Annotated in this window: 14 protein-coding genes; 12 read left to right on the top strand and 2 right to left on the bottom strand. The window is 71.9% G+C overall.

Annotation, left to right across the window (positions count from 1 at the left end; genetic code table 11):
• Positions 1-55 precede the first annotated feature (55 nt).
• The 11 genes from FXF65_RS44165 to FXF65_RS36270 all read left to right on the top strand — a co-directional run bounded on the left by FXF65_RS44165 (position 56) and on the right by FXF65_RS36270 (position 12,624).
• Positions 56-1,186: a thiolase family protein gene (locus FXF65_RS44165; RefSeq protein WP_187412698.1), complete on the top strand. Its 1,131-nt coding sequence runs from the start codon at positions 56-58 to the stop codon at positions 1,184-1,186.
• A gap of 32 nt (positions 1,187-1,218) precedes the next feature.
• Positions 1,219-1,641 carry a Zn-ribbon domain-containing OB-fold protein gene (locus tag FXF65_RS44160; protein ID WP_187412697.1) on the top strand — a complete coding sequence of 141 codons (423 nt, stop codon included), beginning with the start codon at positions 1,219-1,221 and terminating at the stop codon, positions 1,639-1,641.
• Between the two features lie 61 nt (positions 1,642-1,702).
• A complete protein-coding gene (locus FXF65_RS36310; RefSeq protein ID WP_148354602.1) occupies positions 1,703-2,509 on the top strand; it encodes an enoyl-CoA hydratase/isomerase family protein in 807 nt (268 codons plus the stop codon).
• Positions 2,506-4,839 carry a CaiB/BaiF CoA-transferase family protein gene (locus FXF65_RS36305; protein ID WP_148354601.1) on the top strand — a complete coding sequence of 778 codons (2,334 nt, stop codon included), beginning with the start codon at positions 2,506-2,508 and terminating at the stop codon, positions 4,837-4,839. Before FXF65_RS36310 ends, FXF65_RS36305 begins: the two co-directional genes overlap by 4 nt.
• Positions 4,836-6,011, top strand: coding sequence for a thiolase domain-containing protein (locus FXF65_RS36300; RefSeq protein WP_148354600.1), 1,176 nt, complete (start codon positions 4,836-4,838; stop codon positions 6,009-6,011). The genes FXF65_RS36305 and FXF65_RS36300 overlap by 4 nt, the downstream gene beginning before the upstream one ends.
• On the top strand, positions 6,008-6,448 hold the full coding sequence (locus FXF65_RS36295) for a Zn-ribbon domain-containing OB-fold protein (protein WP_148354599.1): 441 nt from the start codon (positions 6,008-6,010) through the stop codon (positions 6,446-6,448). The genes FXF65_RS36300 and FXF65_RS36295 overlap by 4 nt, the downstream gene beginning before the upstream one ends.
• Before the next feature lie 37 nt (positions 6,449-6,485).
• The gene (locus FXF65_RS36290) at positions 6,486-7,904 is read left to right on the top strand and encodes a 3-oxoacid CoA-transferase (protein ID WP_222868922.1); all 1,419 of its coding nucleotides are present in this window, start codon (positions 6,486-6,488) and stop codon (positions 7,902-7,904) included.
• Positions 7,885-9,387, top strand: coding sequence for an amidase (locus FXF65_RS36285; protein ID WP_222868921.1), 1,503 nt, complete (start codon positions 7,885-7,887; stop codon positions 9,385-9,387). The genes FXF65_RS36290 and FXF65_RS36285 overlap by 20 nt, the downstream gene beginning before the upstream one ends.
• Entirely contained in the window at positions 9,384-10,823 is a 1,440-nt protein-coding gene (locus FXF65_RS36280; RefSeq protein WP_148354598.1) for an aldehyde dehydrogenase family protein, read from the top strand. The genes FXF65_RS36285 and FXF65_RS36280 overlap by 4 nt, the downstream gene beginning before the upstream one ends.
• The gene (locus FXF65_RS36275; RefSeq protein WP_148354597.1) at positions 10,820-11,872 is read left to right on the top strand and encodes an Ldh family oxidoreductase; all 1,053 of its coding nucleotides are present in this window, start codon (positions 10,820-10,822) and stop codon (positions 11,870-11,872) included. Before FXF65_RS36280 ends, FXF65_RS36275 begins: the two co-directional genes overlap by 4 nt.
• A complete protein-coding gene (locus FXF65_RS36270; RefSeq protein WP_148354596.1) occupies positions 11,869-12,624 on the top strand; it encodes an N-acyl homoserine lactonase family protein in 756 nt (251 codons plus the stop codon). The genes FXF65_RS36275 and FXF65_RS36270 overlap by 4 nt, the downstream gene beginning before the upstream one ends.
• A gap of 64 nt (positions 12,625-12,688) precedes the next feature.
• On the opposite strand, the gene FXF65_RS36265 is transcribed toward FXF65_RS36270, so the two are convergent.
• Together FXF65_RS36265 and FXF65_RS36260 are read right to left on the bottom strand one after the other, a co-directional pair.
• Positions 12,689-14,050 carry a M28 family peptidase gene (locus FXF65_RS36265; RefSeq protein ID WP_148354595.1) on the bottom strand — a complete coding sequence of 454 codons (1,362 nt, stop codon included), beginning with the start codon at positions 14,048-14,050 and terminating at the stop codon, positions 12,689-12,691.
• A gap of 278 nt (positions 14,051-14,328) precedes the next feature.
• On the bottom strand, positions 14,329-16,632 hold the full coding sequence (locus FXF65_RS36260; RefSeq protein ID WP_148354594.1) for a hypothetical protein: 2,304 nt from the start codon (positions 16,630-16,632) through the stop codon (positions 14,329-14,331).
• 169 nt (positions 16,633-16,801) lie between these two features.
• Here FXF65_RS36260 and FXF65_RS36255 point away from each other — a divergent pair, with 169 nt between their 5' ends.
• Positions 16,802-18,847 (top strand): glycoside hydrolase family 31 protein, encoded by a 2,046-nt coding sequence (locus tag FXF65_RS36255; RefSeq protein ID WP_222868920.1) that lies wholly within the window; start codon positions 16,802-16,804, stop codon positions 18,845-18,847.
• Positions 18,848-18,865 lie beyond the last annotated feature (18 nt).

Raw genomic sequence — 18,865 nt, 5'->3', positions numbered from 1 at the left:
ACCACGACACCGTGGCGCTGAGCCACACCGGTACGAGTACGAGGGTGGGTTCGTCATGCCTGAAAAGGACGTGGCCATAGTCGGCGTCGGGTCGTCGGACTTCCGGCGGCTCTACGCGGACAAGGGCCGTCCGAACGACGTTTATCAGCTCGCCGCGGAGGCGTTCCGGGACGCCCTGGACGACTGCGGCGCCGACAAGCGCGACATCGACGGGCTCCTCTGCATCAACATCGGATACGGCAGGTTCGGCGAGATGACGGGCCTCACCGGCCCGGCGTTCGTCCACGACCTGGAAGGCACCGGGCGGATGAGCGGCGTCGCCCTTCAGGAGGCGTACGCGCTCGTCCGGTCGGGCACGGCCGAAATGGTCGCCTGCGTCTACGCGACGAACGGCAGGACGGCCGGGCTGAAATACGGCGGCGGGGACGCCGACCCCGCCGGGGCCTACGACGCCATGTACGGGATGACGTCCACCGGGGCCTATGTGTCGATGATGTACCAGCGGTACAGCACCCTTTACGGCGCTCCCGAGGACGCGCTCGCCCCGCTCGCCGTCAACAACCGTGCGAACGGCGCCCGCAATCCCATCGCGGTCTTCCAGAAGGAGATCAGCCGCGACGAGTACATGGATTCCCGGTTCATCGCCGAGCCGCTCCGCAAGCTGGACTACTGCATCATCAACGACGGCGCGGTCGCGTTCATCGTGACGACCGCCGACCGCGCCCGGGGGCTGCGCAAGAAGCCCGTGAGGGTCGCGGCGACGGCTGGTCGCGCCGAACTGAGCCGCAGTTACATCAGCCCGGACTTCTACTACTCGACGAGCGCCGCCGTAGCCGAGGAACTGTACAAGAAGGCCGGGATGGGCCCGGACGACATCGACTGCATGCAGGTTTACGACAATTTTCTGCCCACGATCCTTTTCACCCTTGAGGGCTTCGGTCACGCGCCGCGCGGCGGTGCCTGGGAATGGGTCCGGGACGGCCGTGTCGAACTCGGCGGCGAGCGCCCGCTCAACACGTCCGGCGGGCATACGAGCGAAAGCTACATGCAGGGTTTCGCGCTCCATGTAGAGGCGGTCAGGCAACTGCGCGGCGAGGCCGGCGAACGGCAGGTCGAGAACTGCAGGACCGCGCAGTACATGTGCGTCTCGCCCATTGTGACATCGCACGTTCTCGTTGCCGACTGAGCCGACCAGAGCCGATTGGAAAGGGCGAGCCGATGGACGTCGCGGCCTACACGGAACTCCTCCCCGAGATAACCCCGACCAACCAGCCGTTCTGGGACGGCTGCGCCGCCGGAGAGCTCCGGCTGCAGAAGTGCGCCGATTGCGGGCGGCACCGCTTCCCCGATTCGCCCGTGTGCCCCGAATGCCTTTCCGGTGCGGCGTCGTGGGAGGCCGTCAGCGGCACCGGGACCATTTGGTCGTGGTGCACGATGCACCAGAAGTATTTCGCCGCGTTCGCCGACGAGGTCCCCTACCAGCTCGTCTACGTACGCCTCGCCGAAGGCCCGCTCGTGATCAGCACGCTCACCGACGGGTCGCCGGAGCCGCGCCTCGACCAGCCCGTCCGCGCGGTCTTCCAGCCGGACGGCGCCGGTCGCGCCGTCGTCCGGTTCAGCGCCGAGGCGGACCCGCGATGACCGCGCCATCGGCCCGGCCCCCCGCCGCGTTCCGCTCCGAATAGGTGAGGTTGTATTTCCCATGGATTCGATCGCTGACCCTGAACTCGTCCGGTACGAGGAATTGTCGGACGGCGTCGCGCGCATCACCCTGAACCGCCCCGAGAAGCGGAACGCGATGAGCCGGGCCGCGCGGGCCGCGCTGCTCGACGTCCTCGACCGCTGCGACGGCGCCGTCCGGGTGATCGTGCTGACCGGCGCCGGTCCGGCGTTCTGCGCGGGTGTCGACCTGAAGGAGTCGGCGGAGGAGGAGACGGACGCCGACCGCCGCGGCGCGGGACGGCGCACGAGTTGGCTCGCCGTCCAGGAGCGGATCCGGCAGCATTCCGCGATCGTCATCGCCGCGGTCAACGGATTCGCGCTCGGCGGCGGGTTGACGCTCATCAATTCGAGTGACCTCGCCATCGCCGCCGACGACGCTCCCATCGGAATGCCCGAGGTCGGTTTCGGACTTTATCCGGGGCTCGCCGGGCCCTCGACGCAATTGCGGCTCGGTGCGAAGCGCGCCGCGTGGATGGTGTTGACCGCCGACCGCATCACCGGCGCTACGGCCGCCGAATGGGGCCTCGTCAACCAGGCCGTCCCGGCGGCCGAACTGCCCGCCGCCGCGCTGGCGCTCGCCGAGCGGATCGCGCGCCACAACGGAGTCACGCTGACCTGGGCGAAACGCGCCCTCCACCAGGTTCCCATGTACATCTCGGATTGGACGCGGGCCCTCGAATACGGCGAGGACGTCCGGGCGCAGATCACGGCGCGGACGGACGTCCTGGACGACCCGCACGCGACGCACCGTACGGCGGTCGGCCGCGTCGGCGAAGGCGTCCGATGAGCCGTCCAGCCGAAAACGGCACGTCCGAGAACGGGGCCTCCGAAGGGCGGGGACGGCTCCTGCGCGTCGTCGAGATCGCCGAGGGCGCGGCCGGGCAGATCTGCGGCAGGCTGTTCGCCGGGCTCGGCCATTCGGTGACGAAATGCGAACCGCCCGGCGGCGACCCGATGCGCACGCGGGAACCGGTCGACTCCGAAGGCATGGGCTACGCGTTCGCCGCGTACAACGCCGACAAGAAGAGCGTCATCCTCGACCTTGAAAAGGACCGGGACAGGCTTGACAGGCTGCTCGCCGCAGCCGACATCGTCATCACCGATCTCGGCCCGACGAGGGCGGCGGAGACCGGTCTCTCACCGGACCGCCTCCGCGCCGCGCACCCGCGGCTGACCGTCGTGTCGATCACGCTCTACGGCGCGTCCGACCCGCGCTCGGACGTCCACGGCGACAGCCTGCTCGCCGAGAGCTACGGCGGTCTCGCCGCGATGGTCGGCGAGCCGGAGCGCTCCCCGCTCAGCCTCGGCGGCGAGCAGGCCGCGCACACCGGCGCGTTCGTCGGCTTCTACGGCGCGATGCTCGCGCTCCGGCGGCCCGGCGGCGACGCCGTGGACGTGGCGCTCTGCGACGCGGCGGCCTACATCGACTGGAAGAGCGACGTCGTCCACGCCGAGACCGGCCTGGTCCAGACCCGGTCGGGCACGAACAGCGGTCGCTGGCGCATCGTCCGGGCCGCCGACGGCTGGCTCGGGTTCATCTTCCAGCCGGAGCAGTGGGACGCCGTCGTCGAACTCGTCGGCCACCCGGCCCTGGAGGACCCGCTGCTCAGCACCGACCAGGCGCGCTGGGAGCTGCGGGACGCCTGGTGGGCGGTCGTCGAGCGGTGGGCCGCGCGGCTCCCCAAGCGGGAGATCTACGAGCGCGCGCAGCGGCTCGGCCTGCCGTTCGGGTACTGCGCGAACCTCGCCGACCTCGCGGCCGACCCGCAGTACCGGGCGAGGTCGTTCGTCACCGACGCCGAGGGCCGCGTCCGGCTGGCGCCGGTGCGGGGCCTGCCCTGGAGGTTCGGCCCGCCGCCGAGCCTCGAAGCCGAGGCGCTCGTGCCGAGCCCGCGGAACCCCGAACCCGGGTCGGACGGCGCGGACCGGGCCCCGCTCGCGGGCGTCGTCGTCCTCGACCTCGGCACGATCACGGCGGGCGCCGCCACCGGGCGGCTCCTCGCCGACTACGGCGCGACCGTCATCAAGATCGAGTCGATGGACCGGCCGGACGCCTTCCGCGTGTGGCCGGTGCCCGCCGCCGAGGACGCCGAGGCCATGGAGGAGTCCCCGCTCTTCCAGTCGAACAACGCGGGCAAGCTGGCCATCACGCTCGACCTCAAGTCCGAGGCGGGCCGGGCGGAGATGCGGAGGCTCGTCGAGCGGGCCGACGTCCTGATCGAGAACTTCACGGTCGGCGTCACCGAGCGGCTCGGCATCGACCCGGCGACGCTGCGCGAGGTCAACCCGCGGCTGATCTACCTGTCGCTGTCCAGCCAGGGGCAGTCCGGGCCCGAGTCGGGCACCCGCTCCTACGGCTCGACGCTCGACCTGCTCTCCGGGCTGGCGTCCGTCACGGGCTACGGGACGGACGGCCCCATGTGGTCGTCCGCCGACATCAACTACCCTGACCAGCTCGTATCCCTGTTCGGCGCGGGGCTGATCGCCTACTGCGTCGTCCAGGACCTGCGCGGGACGTACCTGGACGTGTCCCAGCGCGAGCTGGTGAGCTGGACGCTCGCCGACCGCGTCACCGAGTACCTCGACGCGGGCACCGTGCCCGCGCCGACCGGCAACCGGCGTCCCGGCAGCACGCCGCACGACGTGTACCGCTGCGCCGGAGACGACCAGTGGGTCGCGATCGCCTGCCGCACCGACGCCGAGCGCGCCGCCCTGGCGGGGCTGGTCGGCGCCGACCGGATGGCGAAGAAGCCGTCCCACTGGTGGGCGGACCACCAGGAGAAGGTGGACGCCGCCGTCGCGGCCTGGACGCGGCGGCGCTCGAAGGGGGAGTGCGTGACCGAGCTGAACAGGGCCGGGGTACCGTCCGCGTCTGTCCTGTCGGCATTGGAACGTGCCCAGGACCCGCATTTCGCGCGCCGCCGCGTCTTCCTCGACGGGCCGCCCCGGCAGAAGGGGTTCCCGCTGCGGCTGGCCGGGCACGAGCCGCCGCCGCCCGGACCTGCGCCCCGCCTCGGCCAGCACGACACCGACGTCCGCGCCGGCCGCCTGCCCGGCCACGACCCCGAGAAGGAGCACACCGAAGTGCCGTCCCAGCGTCCCGGAGGATCGACATGAACGCCAACGACGCCGCCGTCATCATCGGAGCGTACGAGCATCCCGGCCGGGAGCTGCCGGACAAGTCGCTCGCGCAGATCCACGCCGAGGTCGCGCTCGGCGCGGTCGCGGACGCGGGCCTCACGCTCGACGACGTCGACGGCTTCTTCTGCGGGCACGACGCGCCCGGGTACGGCGGCGGCTGGGTCACGATGGCCGAGTACATGGGCCTCCGGAACCTCACCTACATGGACTCGACCGAGAGCGGCGGCGCCTCGCCGATCTACCACGTGTCGCACGCGGCGGCGGCGATCGCGGCCGGGAAGTGCAGCGTCGCGCTGATCACGCTCGCGGGCAAGCCGCGCACGGGCGTCCAGCCGGGCGGCGGCGGACCGGCCCGTCCCGAGGACGCCTTCGAGATGGCGATGTTCACCGGCGCCGGGCTGGTCAGCACCTACGCGCTGGCGGCGCAGCGGCACATGTACGAGTTCGGGACGACGAGCGAGCAGCTCGCCGAGATCAAGGTCGCGGCGTCGATCCACGCGTCCCACAACCCGAACGCGTTCCTGCAGAAGGTGATGACGGTCGAGGACGTCGTCAGCTCCCCGCTCGTCGCGGACCCGCTGCACCGCGCCGACTGCTGCGTGGTGACGGACGGCGGCGGCGCCGTCGTCGTGGTCAGCCGCGAGGTCGCGCGCACCCTGAACCGGCAGCCGGTGCGGATCATGGGCCAGGGCGAGGCCGGGAAGCTGACCAACGGCGGCCGGGTCGACCTGACGTACACGCCCGCCGTCTGGTCGGGTCCGCGGGCGTTCCAGCAGGCGGGGGTGAGCGTCCAGGACGTCGACTACGTGTCCGTCTACGACAGCTTCACCATCACCGTCCTGGAGATCCTGGAAGACCTCGGTTTCTGCGAGAAGGGCCAGGGCGGGCGCTTCGTGATGGACGGCGCGCTCGTCGCCCCCCACGGCCGCCTGCCGTTCAACACCGACGGCGGCGGGCTGGCCAACAACCATCCCGCGCACCGCGGCGGCATCACGAAGATCATCGAGGCGGTGCGGCAGCTCCGCGGCGAGGCGAACCCGGGCGTGCAGGTGCCCGACTGCGAGATCGCCCTCGTCCACGGCAACGGCGGCGACCTCGGCACCCGGATGCGCGCCGCGACCATGATTCTCGGAAGGGAAAGCGCATGAGTGAGGTAAGGCGGAATCCGACCCTTCCCACCGCGAAGCCGCCGGTCACCCCGGACACCGAGGAGTTCTGGAAGGCGGCGGCCGAGGGCACGTTCCTCGGCAGGCGCTGCGGTGCGTGCGGTGAGGCGATCTGGTACCCCCGGCCCATCTGCCCGTTCTGCCACAGCACGGACACGCGGTGGGAGGAGTTCACCGGACGCGGCGTCGTCTACTCCCACAGCGTCGTCCGGCGGGCGGGGGGCGACTGGAAGGGCGTCACCCCGTACGTCCTGGCGTACGTGGAGCTGGAGGAAGGCCCCCGCCTGATGACGAACATCGTCGACTGCGACGTCGAGCGGGTCGCCATCGGGGACGCGGTCGAGGTGGTCTTCGACGACACCGGGCACGGCAGCGCGCTGCCCCGCTTCCGCCCGGTGAGCACGAGCAAAGAGGACTGAGGGTGGCGAGGACCGTGAGCGCAGAGGAAGTCAGGCCATGACCATCAACAAGGTGTACGAGTCCCCCCAGGCCGCGGTCGCGGACGTCCCGGACGGGTCGAGCGTGTCGATCGCCGGGTTCGGGATGACGCACAGTTTCCCGACGAGCCTCACCGTGGCCCTGCGCGAGCAGGGCGCGCGGCGGCTCTGCATCGTGGCGAACTCGCTCGGCACGGGCGACTACCGCTCGAACACGCTCATCGAGAACAACCAGGTCAACCGGTTGATCGTGTCGTTCTCGGCGCGGGCGGGCGAGGCGACGTCGGCGGCCGAGAAGCAGATCGCCGCGGGCGAGATCGAGGTGGAGCTCGTCCCGCAGGGCACGCTCGTCGAGCGGCTGCGCGCGGGCGGCGCCGGGATCGGCGCGTTCTTCACCCGCACCGCCGTCGGCACCGCCGTGGCGGACGGCAAGGAGACTCGCGTGATCGACGGCGTCGAGCACGTCCTGGAAATGGGATTGAAGGTCGACTACGCGTTCATCCGCGCCTCTCGCGCGGACCGTTTCGGCAACCTCGAATTCGACGGCGTGGGACGCAACTTCATGCCCGCGTTCGCGAAGGGCGCCAAGATCGCCATCGCCGAGGTGGACGAGATCGTCGACGGCGAGCTGGACCCCGAGCGGATCGGCCTGCCCGGCATCTTCGTCAGCCGGGTGGTGCGCAAGACGGTCGACGTCCCGCACGACCACCCCGCCCCGCGCGAAGGGCGCGGCGCCGACAGCGCCCGCACCTACAACGGGAAGAAGGGGCTGACCCGGCTGGAGATGGCGGAGACCGCGGCCGGGCTCGTGCCGAACGGCAGCTACATGAACCTCGGCCTCGGGATTCCGACGCTCATCTCGAACTACATCTCCGGGCGCGACATCGTCCTGCATTCGGAGAACGGCGTGCTCGGCTACGGGACGATCGCGTCCCGCGACGACTACGACCCCGAGATCTACAACGCGGGCGGGCAGTACGTCCACCTGGAGAAGGGCGCGTCGTTCTTCGAGAGCGTGACGTCCTTCGAGATGGTGCGCGGCGGCAAGGTCGACTTCGTCGCGCTCGGCGCGTTCCAGGTCGACGCCGTCGCCAACCTCGCGAACTGGAGCACCCCGAACATGATCGGCGGGGGCATCGGCGGCGCGATGGACCTGGTCGCCGGCGACGTCACGGTCGTGGTCCTGACGACGCACCTCGACTCGAAGGGGCGTCCGAAGCTCGTCAAGGAGTGCGAGTACCCGCTGACCGGGCGGAACTGCGTCGACATCGTCGTCACCGACCTGTGCGTGCTGCGCCACACCGGAGACGGCTGGCGGCTCGAACAGGTCGCGCCGGGGTTCACCGCCGCCGAGGTCGCGGAGCTGACCGAGTTCGAGTTCGACTTCGCGGACTTCGCCCCGGGAGGTGCGCGGGCCGATGGCGGCGCCGCGGGCTGACCGGCGGGACGCCGCGCCGCCCGGACGGTCCGAGCCGACCGGGATGACGGCGGCGGAGCTGGCCCGCGCCTACGAGCGGCGCGAGCTGTCGCCGGTCGAGGCGACCCGCGCCGCGCTGGACGCGATCGAGGCCCGCAACCCGGAGCTGAACGCGTTCGTCCTGGTCGGCGAGGACGTCGCGGTCCGCGCGGCGGCCGAGTCGCAGGCCCGCTGGGCGGCCGGGACGCAGCGCGGACCGGCGGACGGCGTCCCCACCACGGTCAAGGACCTCGACCGCACGAGCGGGTGGCCGACGCTGCGCGGCAGCTGGCTGGTGGACGACCCGGGCCCCTGGCGGGAGGACTCCCCGGGCGTGGCGCGGCTCCGGGAGGCGGGCGCCGTCCTGCTCGGGAAGACCACGACGCCGGAGTTCGGGTGGAAGGGCGTCACCGACTCGCCCCGGTTCGGGATCACGCGGAGCCCGTGGGACCCGGCGCTGACCCCCGGCGGGTCCAGCGGCGGGTCCGCCGCCGCGGTCGCGGCCGGGATGGGCACCTGGTCGATCGGCACGGACGGCGGCGGGTCGGTCCGCGTCCCGGCGGCGTTCACCGGGACGGTCGGGTTCAAGCCGACCGGCGACCTCGTCCCGGCGTATCCGCCGGGCGGCAACGGGCCGCTGTCGCACCGCGGGCCGATCACGCTGTCGGTGCTGGACGCGGCGCTGCTGCTGGACGTGATCTCGCGTCCGGACGTCCGCGACTGGGCGGCGCCGCCCCCGCGCGAGGGCTCCTTCGCCGCCGGCATCGAGGCGGGGGTGCGGGGCCTGTCGATCGGCTACTCGCCGAACCTCGGCTACGGCCGCAACGACCCGGAGGTCGAGGCGCTCGTGGCGGAGGCGGTGCACGTCCTCGCCGGGATGGGCGCGCGGGTCACCGAGGTCGGGCCGATCTTCGACGATCCCGTCGAGGCGTTCCAGACGATGTGGTGCGCCGGGCTCGCCCGGACGCTCCGCCCCTACGGCCCGGACGACGTCGCCCGCGTCGACCCCGCGATGCTGGAGTACGCCGAGAAGGGACGCGGGATCACCGCCGTCGCCTACCTGGACGCGGTCGCGGTGTGCGCCGACCTCGGGCACCGGATGGCGCGGTTCCACGAGACGTACGACGTCCTGATCACCCCGACCGTGCCGACGGTCGCGTTCGAGGCGGGCGCCGACGGGCCGACTCCGGAGCGCTCGCGCGTCTGGGCGTCGTGGACGCCCTACACCTACCCCTTCAACATGACCAGGCAGCCGGCGCTGAGCGTGCCGTGCGGCCTCACCCGCGCCGGTCTCCCGGCCGGACTCCAGATCGTCGGCCCCCGCCACGCGGACGCGCGCGTCCTGCGGGTCGGGCGCGCCTACGAGCGGCACACCGGCTGGTCGCCGGTCGCGGAGGCCGCCCGGACGCGGGCGACGCGCACGCGCGAGACGACGCCGAAGACGAGGAAAGGACAGCCGACATGACCGGGCTACCCACGGTCGCGAACCTGATCAACGGCGAGTGGCTGCGCAGCGACCACGAGCGGACGGTGCACCACAAGTTCACCGGCGAGCCGATCGCGCTGGCCTACGACGCGACGCCGGAGATGGTCGCGAACGCCGTGACCGTCGCGCGGGAAGCGAGCCGCACCCCGCTCGACCCTCCGGCGCGCTACGAGATCCTCCGCGCGGTGGCCGACGCGATCGCGAAGAACCGCGAGCAGCTCGCCCTCGACGTGGCGCGCGAGTCGGGGTTCAGCGTGAAGGACTGCCTCGGCGACACCGACCGCGCGGTGCAGACGATGCTGACGTCGGCGGAGGAGGCCAAGCGGATCGACGGCGCGGTCGTCCCGATCCAGGCCGCGCCCGGCTTCGAGCACCGGCTGGCGTTCACGATCCGGCAGCCGGTCGGCGTGGTCGGCGCGATCACGCCGTTCAACTCGCCGCTGAACACCGTCGCGCACAAGGTCGGGCCCGCGCTCGCGGCCGGGAACGCGGTGGTGGTCAAGCCGTCGCCGTTCACCCCGATCGCGGCGGCGGCGCTGTGCCGGATGCTGCTGGAGGCGGGCCTGCCCGCCGGGCTCATCGGACTGGTGCTCGGCCCCGGCGACCCGGTCGGCCGGGCGCTGGTGGACGACGAGCGCGTCGACTTCGTGACGTTCACCGGCAGCACCGCCGCCGGGAAGGCGATCTCCGCGCGGCTCGGCATGCGGCGGGCGACGATGGAGTGCGGCAACGTGTCCGCGACGATCGTGTGCCGGGACGCCGACATCGCGTCTGCCGCGCAGCAGTCCAGCCGGGGCGCGTTCCGGAAGTCGGGCCAGGTGTGCACGTCGGTGCAGCGCCTCTACGTGCACGCCGACGTCATGGACGAGTTCCTCGGCGAGCTCTCCGCCGCCGCGTCCACGCTCGTCCTCGGCGACCCGGAGGACCCGGCGACCGACATCGGCCCGATGATCAGCGAGGACGCCGCGAAGCGGGCCGAGGAGTGGGTGAACGCCGCCGTCGACCAGGGCGCCCGCGTCGTCGCCGGCGGGAAGCGGTCGGGCCCGATGATGCCCCCGACGATCCTGGTCGACGTCGCGCCGGAGGCGCGCCTGCTCTGCGAGGAGGTGTTCGCTCCGGTCGTGTCGGTCGTCCCGTTCGACGACGTGGACGCCGTGATCGAGGCGGTGAACGACACCCCGTACGGGCTCCAGGCGGGCATCTTCACGCGCGACCTCGACACCGCGCTGGTCGCGGCGCGCCGCCTCCGGATGGGCGGCGTGGTGATCAACTCGACGTCCAGCACGCGCGCGGACCTGATGCCGTACGGCGGCGTGAAGGACAGCGGCTACGGGACGGAGGGCCCGCACTACGCCGTCCGCGACATGACGGAGGAGCGGCTGATCCTGATCGAGCCCGCGGGCGGACGGAAGTGAGCACGGCCGTCCAGGTCTCCGCCGACGAGCTGCGGGACGCCGGCACGCGGATCTTCACCGCGTGCGGCGTCCCGCCGGACGACGCCTGGCTCGTCGCGGACAGCCTCGTCCAGGCCGACCTGTGGGGCCACCAGTCGCACGGCGTGCTGCGCGTCGGCTGGTACGTCGACCGCCTCCGCGCGGGCGTGATGAACGCCGAGACGAAATGCGAGATCGTCGCCGGGTCCGGCGCCGTCGCGACCCTGGACGGGCACGACGGCATCGGCCAGGTGGTCGCCGCGCACGCGGCGGAGGAGGCGATCGGACGGGCGAAGCGGCACGGCGTCGGCGTCGTCGCGGTGCGGAACTCGAACCATTTCGGCACCGCCGCGTACTTCACGAGAATGGCGCCGCCGCGCGGCTGCGTCGGCATCCTGACGACGAATTCGAGCCCGGCGATGGCGCCGTGGGGCGGGCGGGGGAAGCTCGTCGGCAGCAACCCGTGGTCGATCGCCGCTCCTGTCGACGCCGACCGGCAGATGGTCCTCGACATCGCCAACACCGGGGTCGCGCGGGGGAAGATCTACCTCGCCCGGAACCACGGAACCGAGATCCCGGACGGGTGGGCCGTCAACGCCGAGGGCCTGCCGACGCGGAACCCGGAGGAGGCGCTGCTCGGCACGGTCCTGCCGATGGCCGGGCACAAGGGCTACGGCATCTCGGTGATGATGGACGTCCTTTCGGGAGTCCTGAGCGGGAGCGGTTTCGGTTCGGCCGTCCATGGGCCTTATCAAGCCGAGCATCCAGGGCGGTCGGGGCATTTGTATCTGGCTCTGGACATCGCGGCGTTCAGCCCCGTGCAGGAATTCGGCGAACGGATGACGGCGCTGGTGGCCGAGCTCAAGTCTGGGTCGCGTGAAGGGGCGGAGGAAGTGCGCTATCCCGGCGAGATCGAGGACCTGGCCGAGGCGCGGAACGCCCGCGACGGGCTGCTGCTGCCCGAACGCACCCTTACCGACCTGCGGAAAGTCGCCGACAGCCTGGGAGTCGACGCGCTGGGGGAGCGATGAGCGTGAAGGTGACCGCGCTGCGCGTCGGACGGTCGAAGAACGTCCCGCTGCCCGCCGCCGTCTACGGGTCGGTGAGCGACGAGACGATCGACATCATCATGTTCATGTTCGTCATCGAGGCGGCGGGCACGCGGATCGTCGTGGACACCGGAACGCTCGCGCCCGAATACGTCCGGCAGCATCACGCCTACGAATTCGTGCGCGACTCGGACGAGACGCCCGCCGGAGTCCTCCGCGAGTACGGGATCGAGCCGGACGACGTCGACTACGTGGTCAACACCCATCTGCATTGGGACCACTGCTCTAACAACGCCCTGTTCCGCAACGCCCGGATCCTGGTGAACCGGCGGGAGCTCGAATACGCCATCAACCCGCTTCCGGTACACGAGCGCGCCTACGAGAAACTGCCCGGACTCCAGGCCCCCTGGATGTCCGCATGGGACCGTACGGAGGCGATCACCGGGGAGCAGAAGATCTGCCCGGGAGTGACCGTCGTCCCGATGCCGGGGCACACGCCCGGCTCGCAGGGCGTCCTGGTCGAAACCGACAGCGGACGCTATCTCCTCGCGGGCGACGCGATCGGCGTCTACGAGAACTGGGACGCGAGCGATTGGCGAAAGGGCATCGCGCCCACCATTCACACCAATCTGTTCGAGTGCTACGAGACGTTCGAGTACGTCGCCGGGCTGGACTGCGAAGTGGTCCCGAGCCACGACGGCCGAATCGCCGAAAGCCGCCTGTTTCAGACCTGATGGCCGTCCGAGCTGACGAAAGTGGGGACGGGCCGCGGCCCGTCCCCACGTTCATGCATGGCCGCTATTTGCGGCGGGCCACGTCGTAGGCGGCGCAGCCGATCAGTTCGAGCGACACCTGCAACCGCTCAAGGCTGAGGTTCTGGACGATCCTGTCCTCGGGCGTGTGGTAGACCGGCTCAAGCTGGCTCGGCGCCTCGCCGCCGCGCCAGCTGAAGTTGCCCGCGGCGATGCCGCGCTCGTGGAACGCCTCGTGGTCGCTGGAGCCGCGCGCGGTCGGGCCCTTGGTCTGGTCGACGTAGCCGAGCCGGACGGCGGCGGCGTTCACCGCGGCGGTGGTGGTGTTGTTCGCGCCGTCCACCGACAGGAGCCAGTACGTGCCCGCGGGCGGGCTGCTGGTGGCGACCATGTCGTTCTGGAAGCATCCGGTGATCCGCTTGACGCCCGCGTCGTCGAGCTGCTTGACGTAGTGCCGGGCGCCGATCAGGCCGTACTCCTCCGCGCCCCACAGGCAGATGCGGACCGCCTGCTGCGTCGGCAGCCTGCGCAGGACGCGCGCCAGTTCCAGGCACAGGACCGTCCCGCTGCCGTCGTCGTTGGCGCCCGGCGACCCGGGCACCGTGTCGTAGTGGGCGCTGACGATGACGGCCTTGCCCTCGGGGTTCGGCAGCGTCGCCTTCCGCTCTGCCAGCACGTTGTGGGACGTCAGCCCCGTGTAGGCGGTGACCTCGAACGACAGCCGCCGCGCGCCCGCCCGGATCCGCTCGCCGTGGTACTCGGCGAGGCCCAGCACGGGGATCGCGACCGGCTCCGTCAGGACGGGCACGAACGAGGTGGCCTTGCGCTCCGGGTACGTGGGCGAGCGCACGTTGGCGATGAGCGCGGCCGCGGCGCCCGCGCCCGCGGCGGCCTTCGCCTGGTCGGTCTCCTTCCCGGCCACGCGGTCGAACAGCACCAGCCTCCCGCGCACGTCGCCGGTGACCTCCGTGACCGGGCCGAGGTCGACGACCCTGCCGTCCACCGAGCCGACGGCGCCCTGCGGGGACGCGCTGCTCTGCCACGGCCGCTCGCCCCGCGCGTCGATCTCCGCGAGGTACTTGTCCGCGACGGGGAACGGCTGCAACTCGACCTCGTACCCGAGGTCGCGCAGTTCTTCGGCGATGTAGCGGGCGGCGCGGTGCTCGCCGCGCGTCCCGGCGACGCGCCAGCCGATCTCGTCGCTCAGCACTTTCAGGTGCCGCAGCGCGCGGCGGGCGTCGACGCGGGCGACGACGGCCTTGTCGCCGACGCCGAGGGAGGGCGGGCGGAGGGCGCCGGGGCGCTGCCGGGTCGCGGCGGCGGCGGTGCCGGGGAGCAGGCCGACGGTCGCGAAGCCGGCGAAGGCGGCCGCGCCGGCCAGCAGGTCGCGGCGGTTGACCTCGGACATGGCGTCTCCTCAAGGAGATAGGGGCCGCGCCCGCCGACCGGGCCCGGTCCCCGGGCCGCGCGCGAACGGACGACGGCGCCGCGAAAGAACAGGGCCCCCGTTTCGGGAGAATCTACGTAGTCGGCCCAATATCGACAAGAATGGCGCACTCCTCCGCAACTAAACCGTGATCAAGACAGTGACCCTCAATTCGGGATGACCTCGCCTTAGCGGTACTAGCCAGAAAGCCATTACCGGACGGCCGAATTCGCGCTGGGGGAAGCCCGCGACCAGGTCTTTCAGTCGACGCCGAGGGCTATGTCGGTTTCGGTGGCGAGGGAGGTCGCGGGGCCCAGGGCGACCTCGGTTCCGTAGCGTTCTTCCAGGCAGACGCGGAGCAGGGCCAGGAGTTCGGCCGCGTCGCCGACGTAGCGGCCGGAGGCGAGGAAGGCGTCCGCGCGGTCCAGGTCGCCGGGGAGGCAGTCGGCCAGCGGGCGGTCGAGCAGCCGTGCCGCCGCGTCCCTGTAAGGGCCGTGCACGTCCAGCCCGTTGAGGCCCGCGACCGCGAAGTGCCTGCCGGACGGCGTGGCCCAGACGGACAGCCGGTCTGGGCGCGACCCGTCCGGCGGGCCGGTCTCGCGCAGGGTGTCGGCGTCGGCGTAGACGTCCCCCGACCTGGCCCAGATCCGGTTGTGCGCGGGGAGCGAGGTCAGGTCGGGGCCGCCGCCGCCGTAGGCGCCGGACGCCTCGGGGCGAAGGGCGCCGTCCGCGAGCCGCCAGCGGGTCAGGTCGCCGGACATGCCCGTCGTCACCAACCGGTCAGGGCCGGTGAAGACCACGCCCTCGATCCTGGTGGGGTCGCCGTCCCCGCGCGCCACGAGCGTCTCGGCCCGCGCGTCCAGCACGGCGGGCGCCGGGCCGCCCACGGCGATCAGCCCGGTCCGTGGCTCCACGGCCAGCGCGAAGCCCCACACCTCCGCAAGCCCGAGGTCGGCGAACGGGACGGTGCGCCGCGTCCCGTCGTAGGGCGGCGCGAAGAGGTGCAGGTCGCGGAGGCTCGCGGCGACAAGGGTCCCGTCTGGCGCGAGCGCGGCGGCGCAGATGTCGTCGCGGACGTGCCCGGGGATGTGCGGCGGGTCGATCAGGCAGCGGCGCTCGCCGTCCCGGTACCGGACGAGCCGTCCGGCCGGGTGCCCCACGATCGCGAGCACCTCCTCGCCGGTGTGGACCAGGCTCCGCCACTGCTCGGTGCGGCCCTCGCTGGTGTAGGACGCGACGACCGTCCCTCCGGGGAGGGCGTAGTCGACGAGGACTTGGGCGCCCGTGGTCCGGCTGCGGCCGGTGACGGCGAGGCGCGTCCCGTCCGGGGAGAGGGCGCACCGTTCGACGACCGTGACGTCGTGCACCGGACGCAGCGGTCCGCGCAGGTCGAACGCGGACAGCGCGGCCCGGACGCGGTCGGACGGCATGGCGCGCAGCCGGTCGAACGCGTCGCGCGGCATGCCGGGCGGGCACCACCCGCGGACCGGCCGGACCGCCTCGATCGCCTCGGCGAGCGGGAGGTCGCGGGCGAGCCGCCACAGGTCGGGCCACGCCTCCTCGGCGGCCAGCCGCCCGGCGAGGAAGCCGCGCTCGCGGACGCTCATCGTGCGCGGCGGCGCGGTGGCGGCGAGGACCCGCACCAGGTCGAGGTCGCCCGCGACGGCGGAGCGCACCCGCGCGCGCAGCCCGGCCGAGCCGCCCGCGTAGCCGACCGCCAGCAGCCCGCCGTCCGGGTCGGCCGCCCGGTACTCCGCCGTCCGGCCGCTGAGCAGCAGGAACGCGGCGCGCTCCAGTTCGTCGTCCGGCACGAGCCCGCGCTCGGCGCAGGTCCGCGCGACGAGCCGCCGGACGTGCTCGGGCGTGCGGTCGGCGAGGACGGCGCGGCACAGCTCGTCCGGCGCGGCCGTGCCGAGCGCCAGCGCGCTGAGCCGCCGGACCTCGTCATCGTCGTCGCCGGGCGCTTCCCGACCGATCTCCCGGAGGCGGGCCCACAGCTCCGGCGTGGGCCCGTCGATCCAGCACCGCCAGGCGTGCGCGAGCGTCGCGCCGACGACCGGACGGGGGTTGCGCGGCAGCGCGTCGAGCAAGGCCCGACGCCCGTCGCCGGACGCCTCGGCGGCGGTCCGCCACAGAGCGCCGAGCACCGGCTCGCCGGCCGCGCCGCAGGCGTGCCGCGCGCCCTCGCGCACCTCATGGTCGGGGTCGGTGAGCAGGGCGGCGATCGCCTGCGCCGCGCCGTCGTCCCAGTGTTCGAGCAGGCGGTCGTGCAGGGCGGCGACCGTGCGGCGCGCGGGGCCGCCGTCCGGCAGGAGGCCGTGCCCGCGGACGACGGCGCGCAGCCTCGGATCGCGCCGCCGCACCCAGACGCGCGGGATCAGGTCCCGCGCCCAGGCGCGCAGCGGGTGCGCGCGATGCTCATCCCTCACCGCAACCGCGACGAGCAGGGCCAGTTCCGGTCCGCCCGCGGCGGCGCGCCGCGCCAGGGCGTCCAGCCGCACCGCGCCGCCGTGCTCCGCGGCCAGCCTGACCAGCCGCTCCGCACGCCATCGTCCGATCCCCATGGGGCGCCTCCACCGGGACAGTATGCCGAATCCGGCCACTCCCGGATCTCCCTGACAATGCTTGTTGATCGCTCGTTTGTATCCATTTATGCTTGCAAATTGTCTTAAGCACACACAAATGAGCAGGCCAGTTTCGGGGAGGGCCGGCTCCGTCACCTGCGAGGTGTCCGTGTCGCGGAAGCGTCTCTTACGCGTTCTTGCCTGTCTGACCCTGGTCCCGCCGCTGTTCGCCGTCGTCCCCGCCGCCGCGGCCGGGCCCGAACTCCGGCGGAGCGGCGACGATCTCACCCTCACGAACGGCGACTACTCGGTCGTGATCGGGGTGTCGCCGTTCTCCATCACGACGAAGCGCGCGGGGCGGACCGTCCTCGCCACCGCGAGCGGTGGAGCGTTCGACTTCACCGGGCCGAAGGGCCGGACGAGCCCGACGTCCGTCCGCAAGTTCGGGTTGGCGAACGGCGTCCTCGACCTGACCGTGGCGACGACCGACCGGCGCGCCACCCTTCGCGTGAAGATCAAGCCGGACGCCGACCGGTACGGGTTGGAAACCTCTGTTCAGGGCGTGAAGGCGACCCGCGTCGGGGTGCACTTCGACCTCGCGTCCGCCGGGCACTGGTACGGCCAGGGCGAGGCCAGATCCGACGCCGAGGGCGACCCGCACCTCTTCCAGCCGTGGCCGCTGGACGCCGCCCGCGGCAAGGAGCAGGTGAACGACCCCGCGTTCGGCCCGGCGTCCTACCTGATGGTCGAGCCGTTCTGGTTCACGCAGTCGGCGGCCGGGATCTACGTCGACACCGGCAACCTGATGCACGTCTCCCTCGGACGCGAGCGGAAGGGCGTCGCCGACCTGACCGTCGCCGACACGTCCTCGCTCAAGACGACCGTGTTCGTCGAGCAGACGCCCCGCGCCGTCTACCAGGACTACATCGGCATCGCGGGCAAGCCCGAGAAGAGCGACGCGCCGCCCGACCAGTTCGAGAGCCCGCTCTGGAACTCCTGGGCGCAGTTCTACAACGACGTCGACCAGAAGAGCTTCCTGGAATACGCCCGCACCCTCCACGCCGAGGGCCTGCCCGGCCACACGATGTCACTGGACTCCGGCTGGATGAAGCACTACGGCGACTTCGTCTTCAACGACAAGTTCCCCAATCCGAAGGCGATGTCGGACGAGATCCACGCGATGAACTACCGCTTCGGCGTGTGGGTCACGCAATGGATCAACATGGACGCCGACAACTACGCGATCGCCAAGCAGAAGGGCTACCTCCTCAAGTCGAAGACGGACCCGTCGAAACCGTGCGTCGTCACCTGGTGGAACGGTGAGGCCGGCCTCGTCGACCTCGGGAACGCGGCCGCCTACCGCTGGTACGAGAACAACCTCCGCGACCTCCAGCGCAGGTATGGCATCGACGGCTTCAAATTCGACACCCGGTTCTTCGACGAGGGCTGCGCCCCGGCCAAGGGCCTGACCGCCGCCGACTACCGCAGACTCGGCGCCGAGCTCGCCGACGGATTCGACCAGCAGAGCGTCGGCGTCCGCGTGCACTGGACCGGCGCGCAGAAATACGGCTTCGTCACCCGCATGCTCGACAAGGGCACCGACTTCTCCTCGCTGCAGGCGGCGGTCAAGCAGAACCTCGCCGTCTCGACCGTCGGATACCCGTTCGTCGAGACCGACATGATCGGCGGTTCGATGGGGCAGGCGCCGCCGTCGAAGGACGTCCTGGTCCGCTGGGCGCAGGCCGCCGCGATCATGCCGCTGGTCTACTCGTCGACCTCGCCCATCCGGGTCTACGACCAGGTCAACAAGAAATGGATCGCCTATCCGCCGGAGGTCGCGCGGCACTACACGGCGGCGATGCGCCTGCACAAGACCCTCAACCCGTACATCCAGGATCAGGTGAAGCGGGCGGTGGCGTCCGGCGAGCCCATCATGAAGCCGCTGTTCTTCGCCTTCCCCGGCGACCGCGCCGCCTATTCGATCGCCGACGAATGGCTGCTCGGCGATTCGCTGCTGGCCGCTCCGGTGCTGTCCAAGGGGACGTCGCGCAGCGTCCACCTACCGCCCGGACGCTGGTACGACGTGGCACGCCACAAGGAGGTCGGCGGCGGCGACATCAAGGCGTACAAGGCCGACCTGGGCACACTTCCGCTGTTCGTGCGAATGGGAACGGAGGACACGTCCCGCCTCATCTCCGTACTCGGCGGCCGGTAGCCCGCGGCCCGAAGTGAA

This window comes from Actinomadura syzygii, assembly GCF_008085905.1.
Lineage (GTDB): Bacteria > Actinomycetota > Actinomycetes > Streptosporangiales > Streptosporangiaceae > Spirillospora > Spirillospora syzygii.
Note: the sequence above shows the minus strand (reverse complement) of the source record. Positions and strands in the feature narration are given on the sequence as shown.

Coding starts and splice junctions, on each gene's coding strand:
- FXF65_RS36290 (WP_222868922.1), top strand. CDS start 6,486: ATGACCATCAACAAGGTGTACGAGTCCCCCCAGGCCGCGGTCGCGGAC.
- FXF65_RS36305 (WP_148354601.1), top strand. CDS start 2,506: ATGAGCCGTCCAGCCGAAAACGGCACGTCCGAGAACGGGGCCTCCGAA.
- FXF65_RS36260 (WP_148354594.1), bottom strand. CDS start 16,632: ATGGGGATCGGACGATGGCGTGCGGAGCGGCTGGTCAGGCTGGCCGCG.
- FXF65_RS36310 (WP_148354602.1), top strand. CDS start 1,703: ATGGATTCGATCGCTGACCCTGAACTCGTCCGGTACGAGGAATTGTCG.
- FXF65_RS36295 (WP_148354599.1), top strand. CDS start 6,008: ATGAGTGAGGTAAGGCGGAATCCGACCCTTCCCACCGCGAAGCCGCCG.
- FXF65_RS36285 (WP_222868921.1), top strand. CDS start 7,885: ATGGCGGCGCCGCGGGCTGACCGGCGGGACGCCGCGCCGCCCGGACGG.
- FXF65_RS44165 (WP_187412698.1), top strand. CDS start 56: ATGCCTGAAAAGGACGTGGCCATAGTCGGCGTCGGGTCGTCGGACTTC.
- FXF65_RS36265 (WP_148354595.1), bottom strand. CDS start 14,050: ATGTCCGAGGTCAACCGCCGCGACCTGCTGGCCGGCGCGGCCGCCTTC.
- FXF65_RS36300 (WP_148354600.1), top strand. CDS start 4,836: ATGAACGCCAACGACGCCGCCGTCATCATCGGAGCGTACGAGCATCCC.
- FXF65_RS36280 (WP_148354598.1), top strand. CDS start 9,384: ATGACCGGGCTACCCACGGTCGCGAACCTGATCAACGGCGAGTGGCTG.
- FXF65_RS44160 (WP_187412697.1), top strand. CDS start 1,219: ATGGACGTCGCGGCCTACACGGAACTCCTCCCCGAGATAACCCCGACC.
- FXF65_RS36270 (WP_148354596.1), top strand. CDS start 11,869: ATGAGCGTGAAGGTGACCGCGCTGCGCGTCGGACGGTCGAAGAACGTC.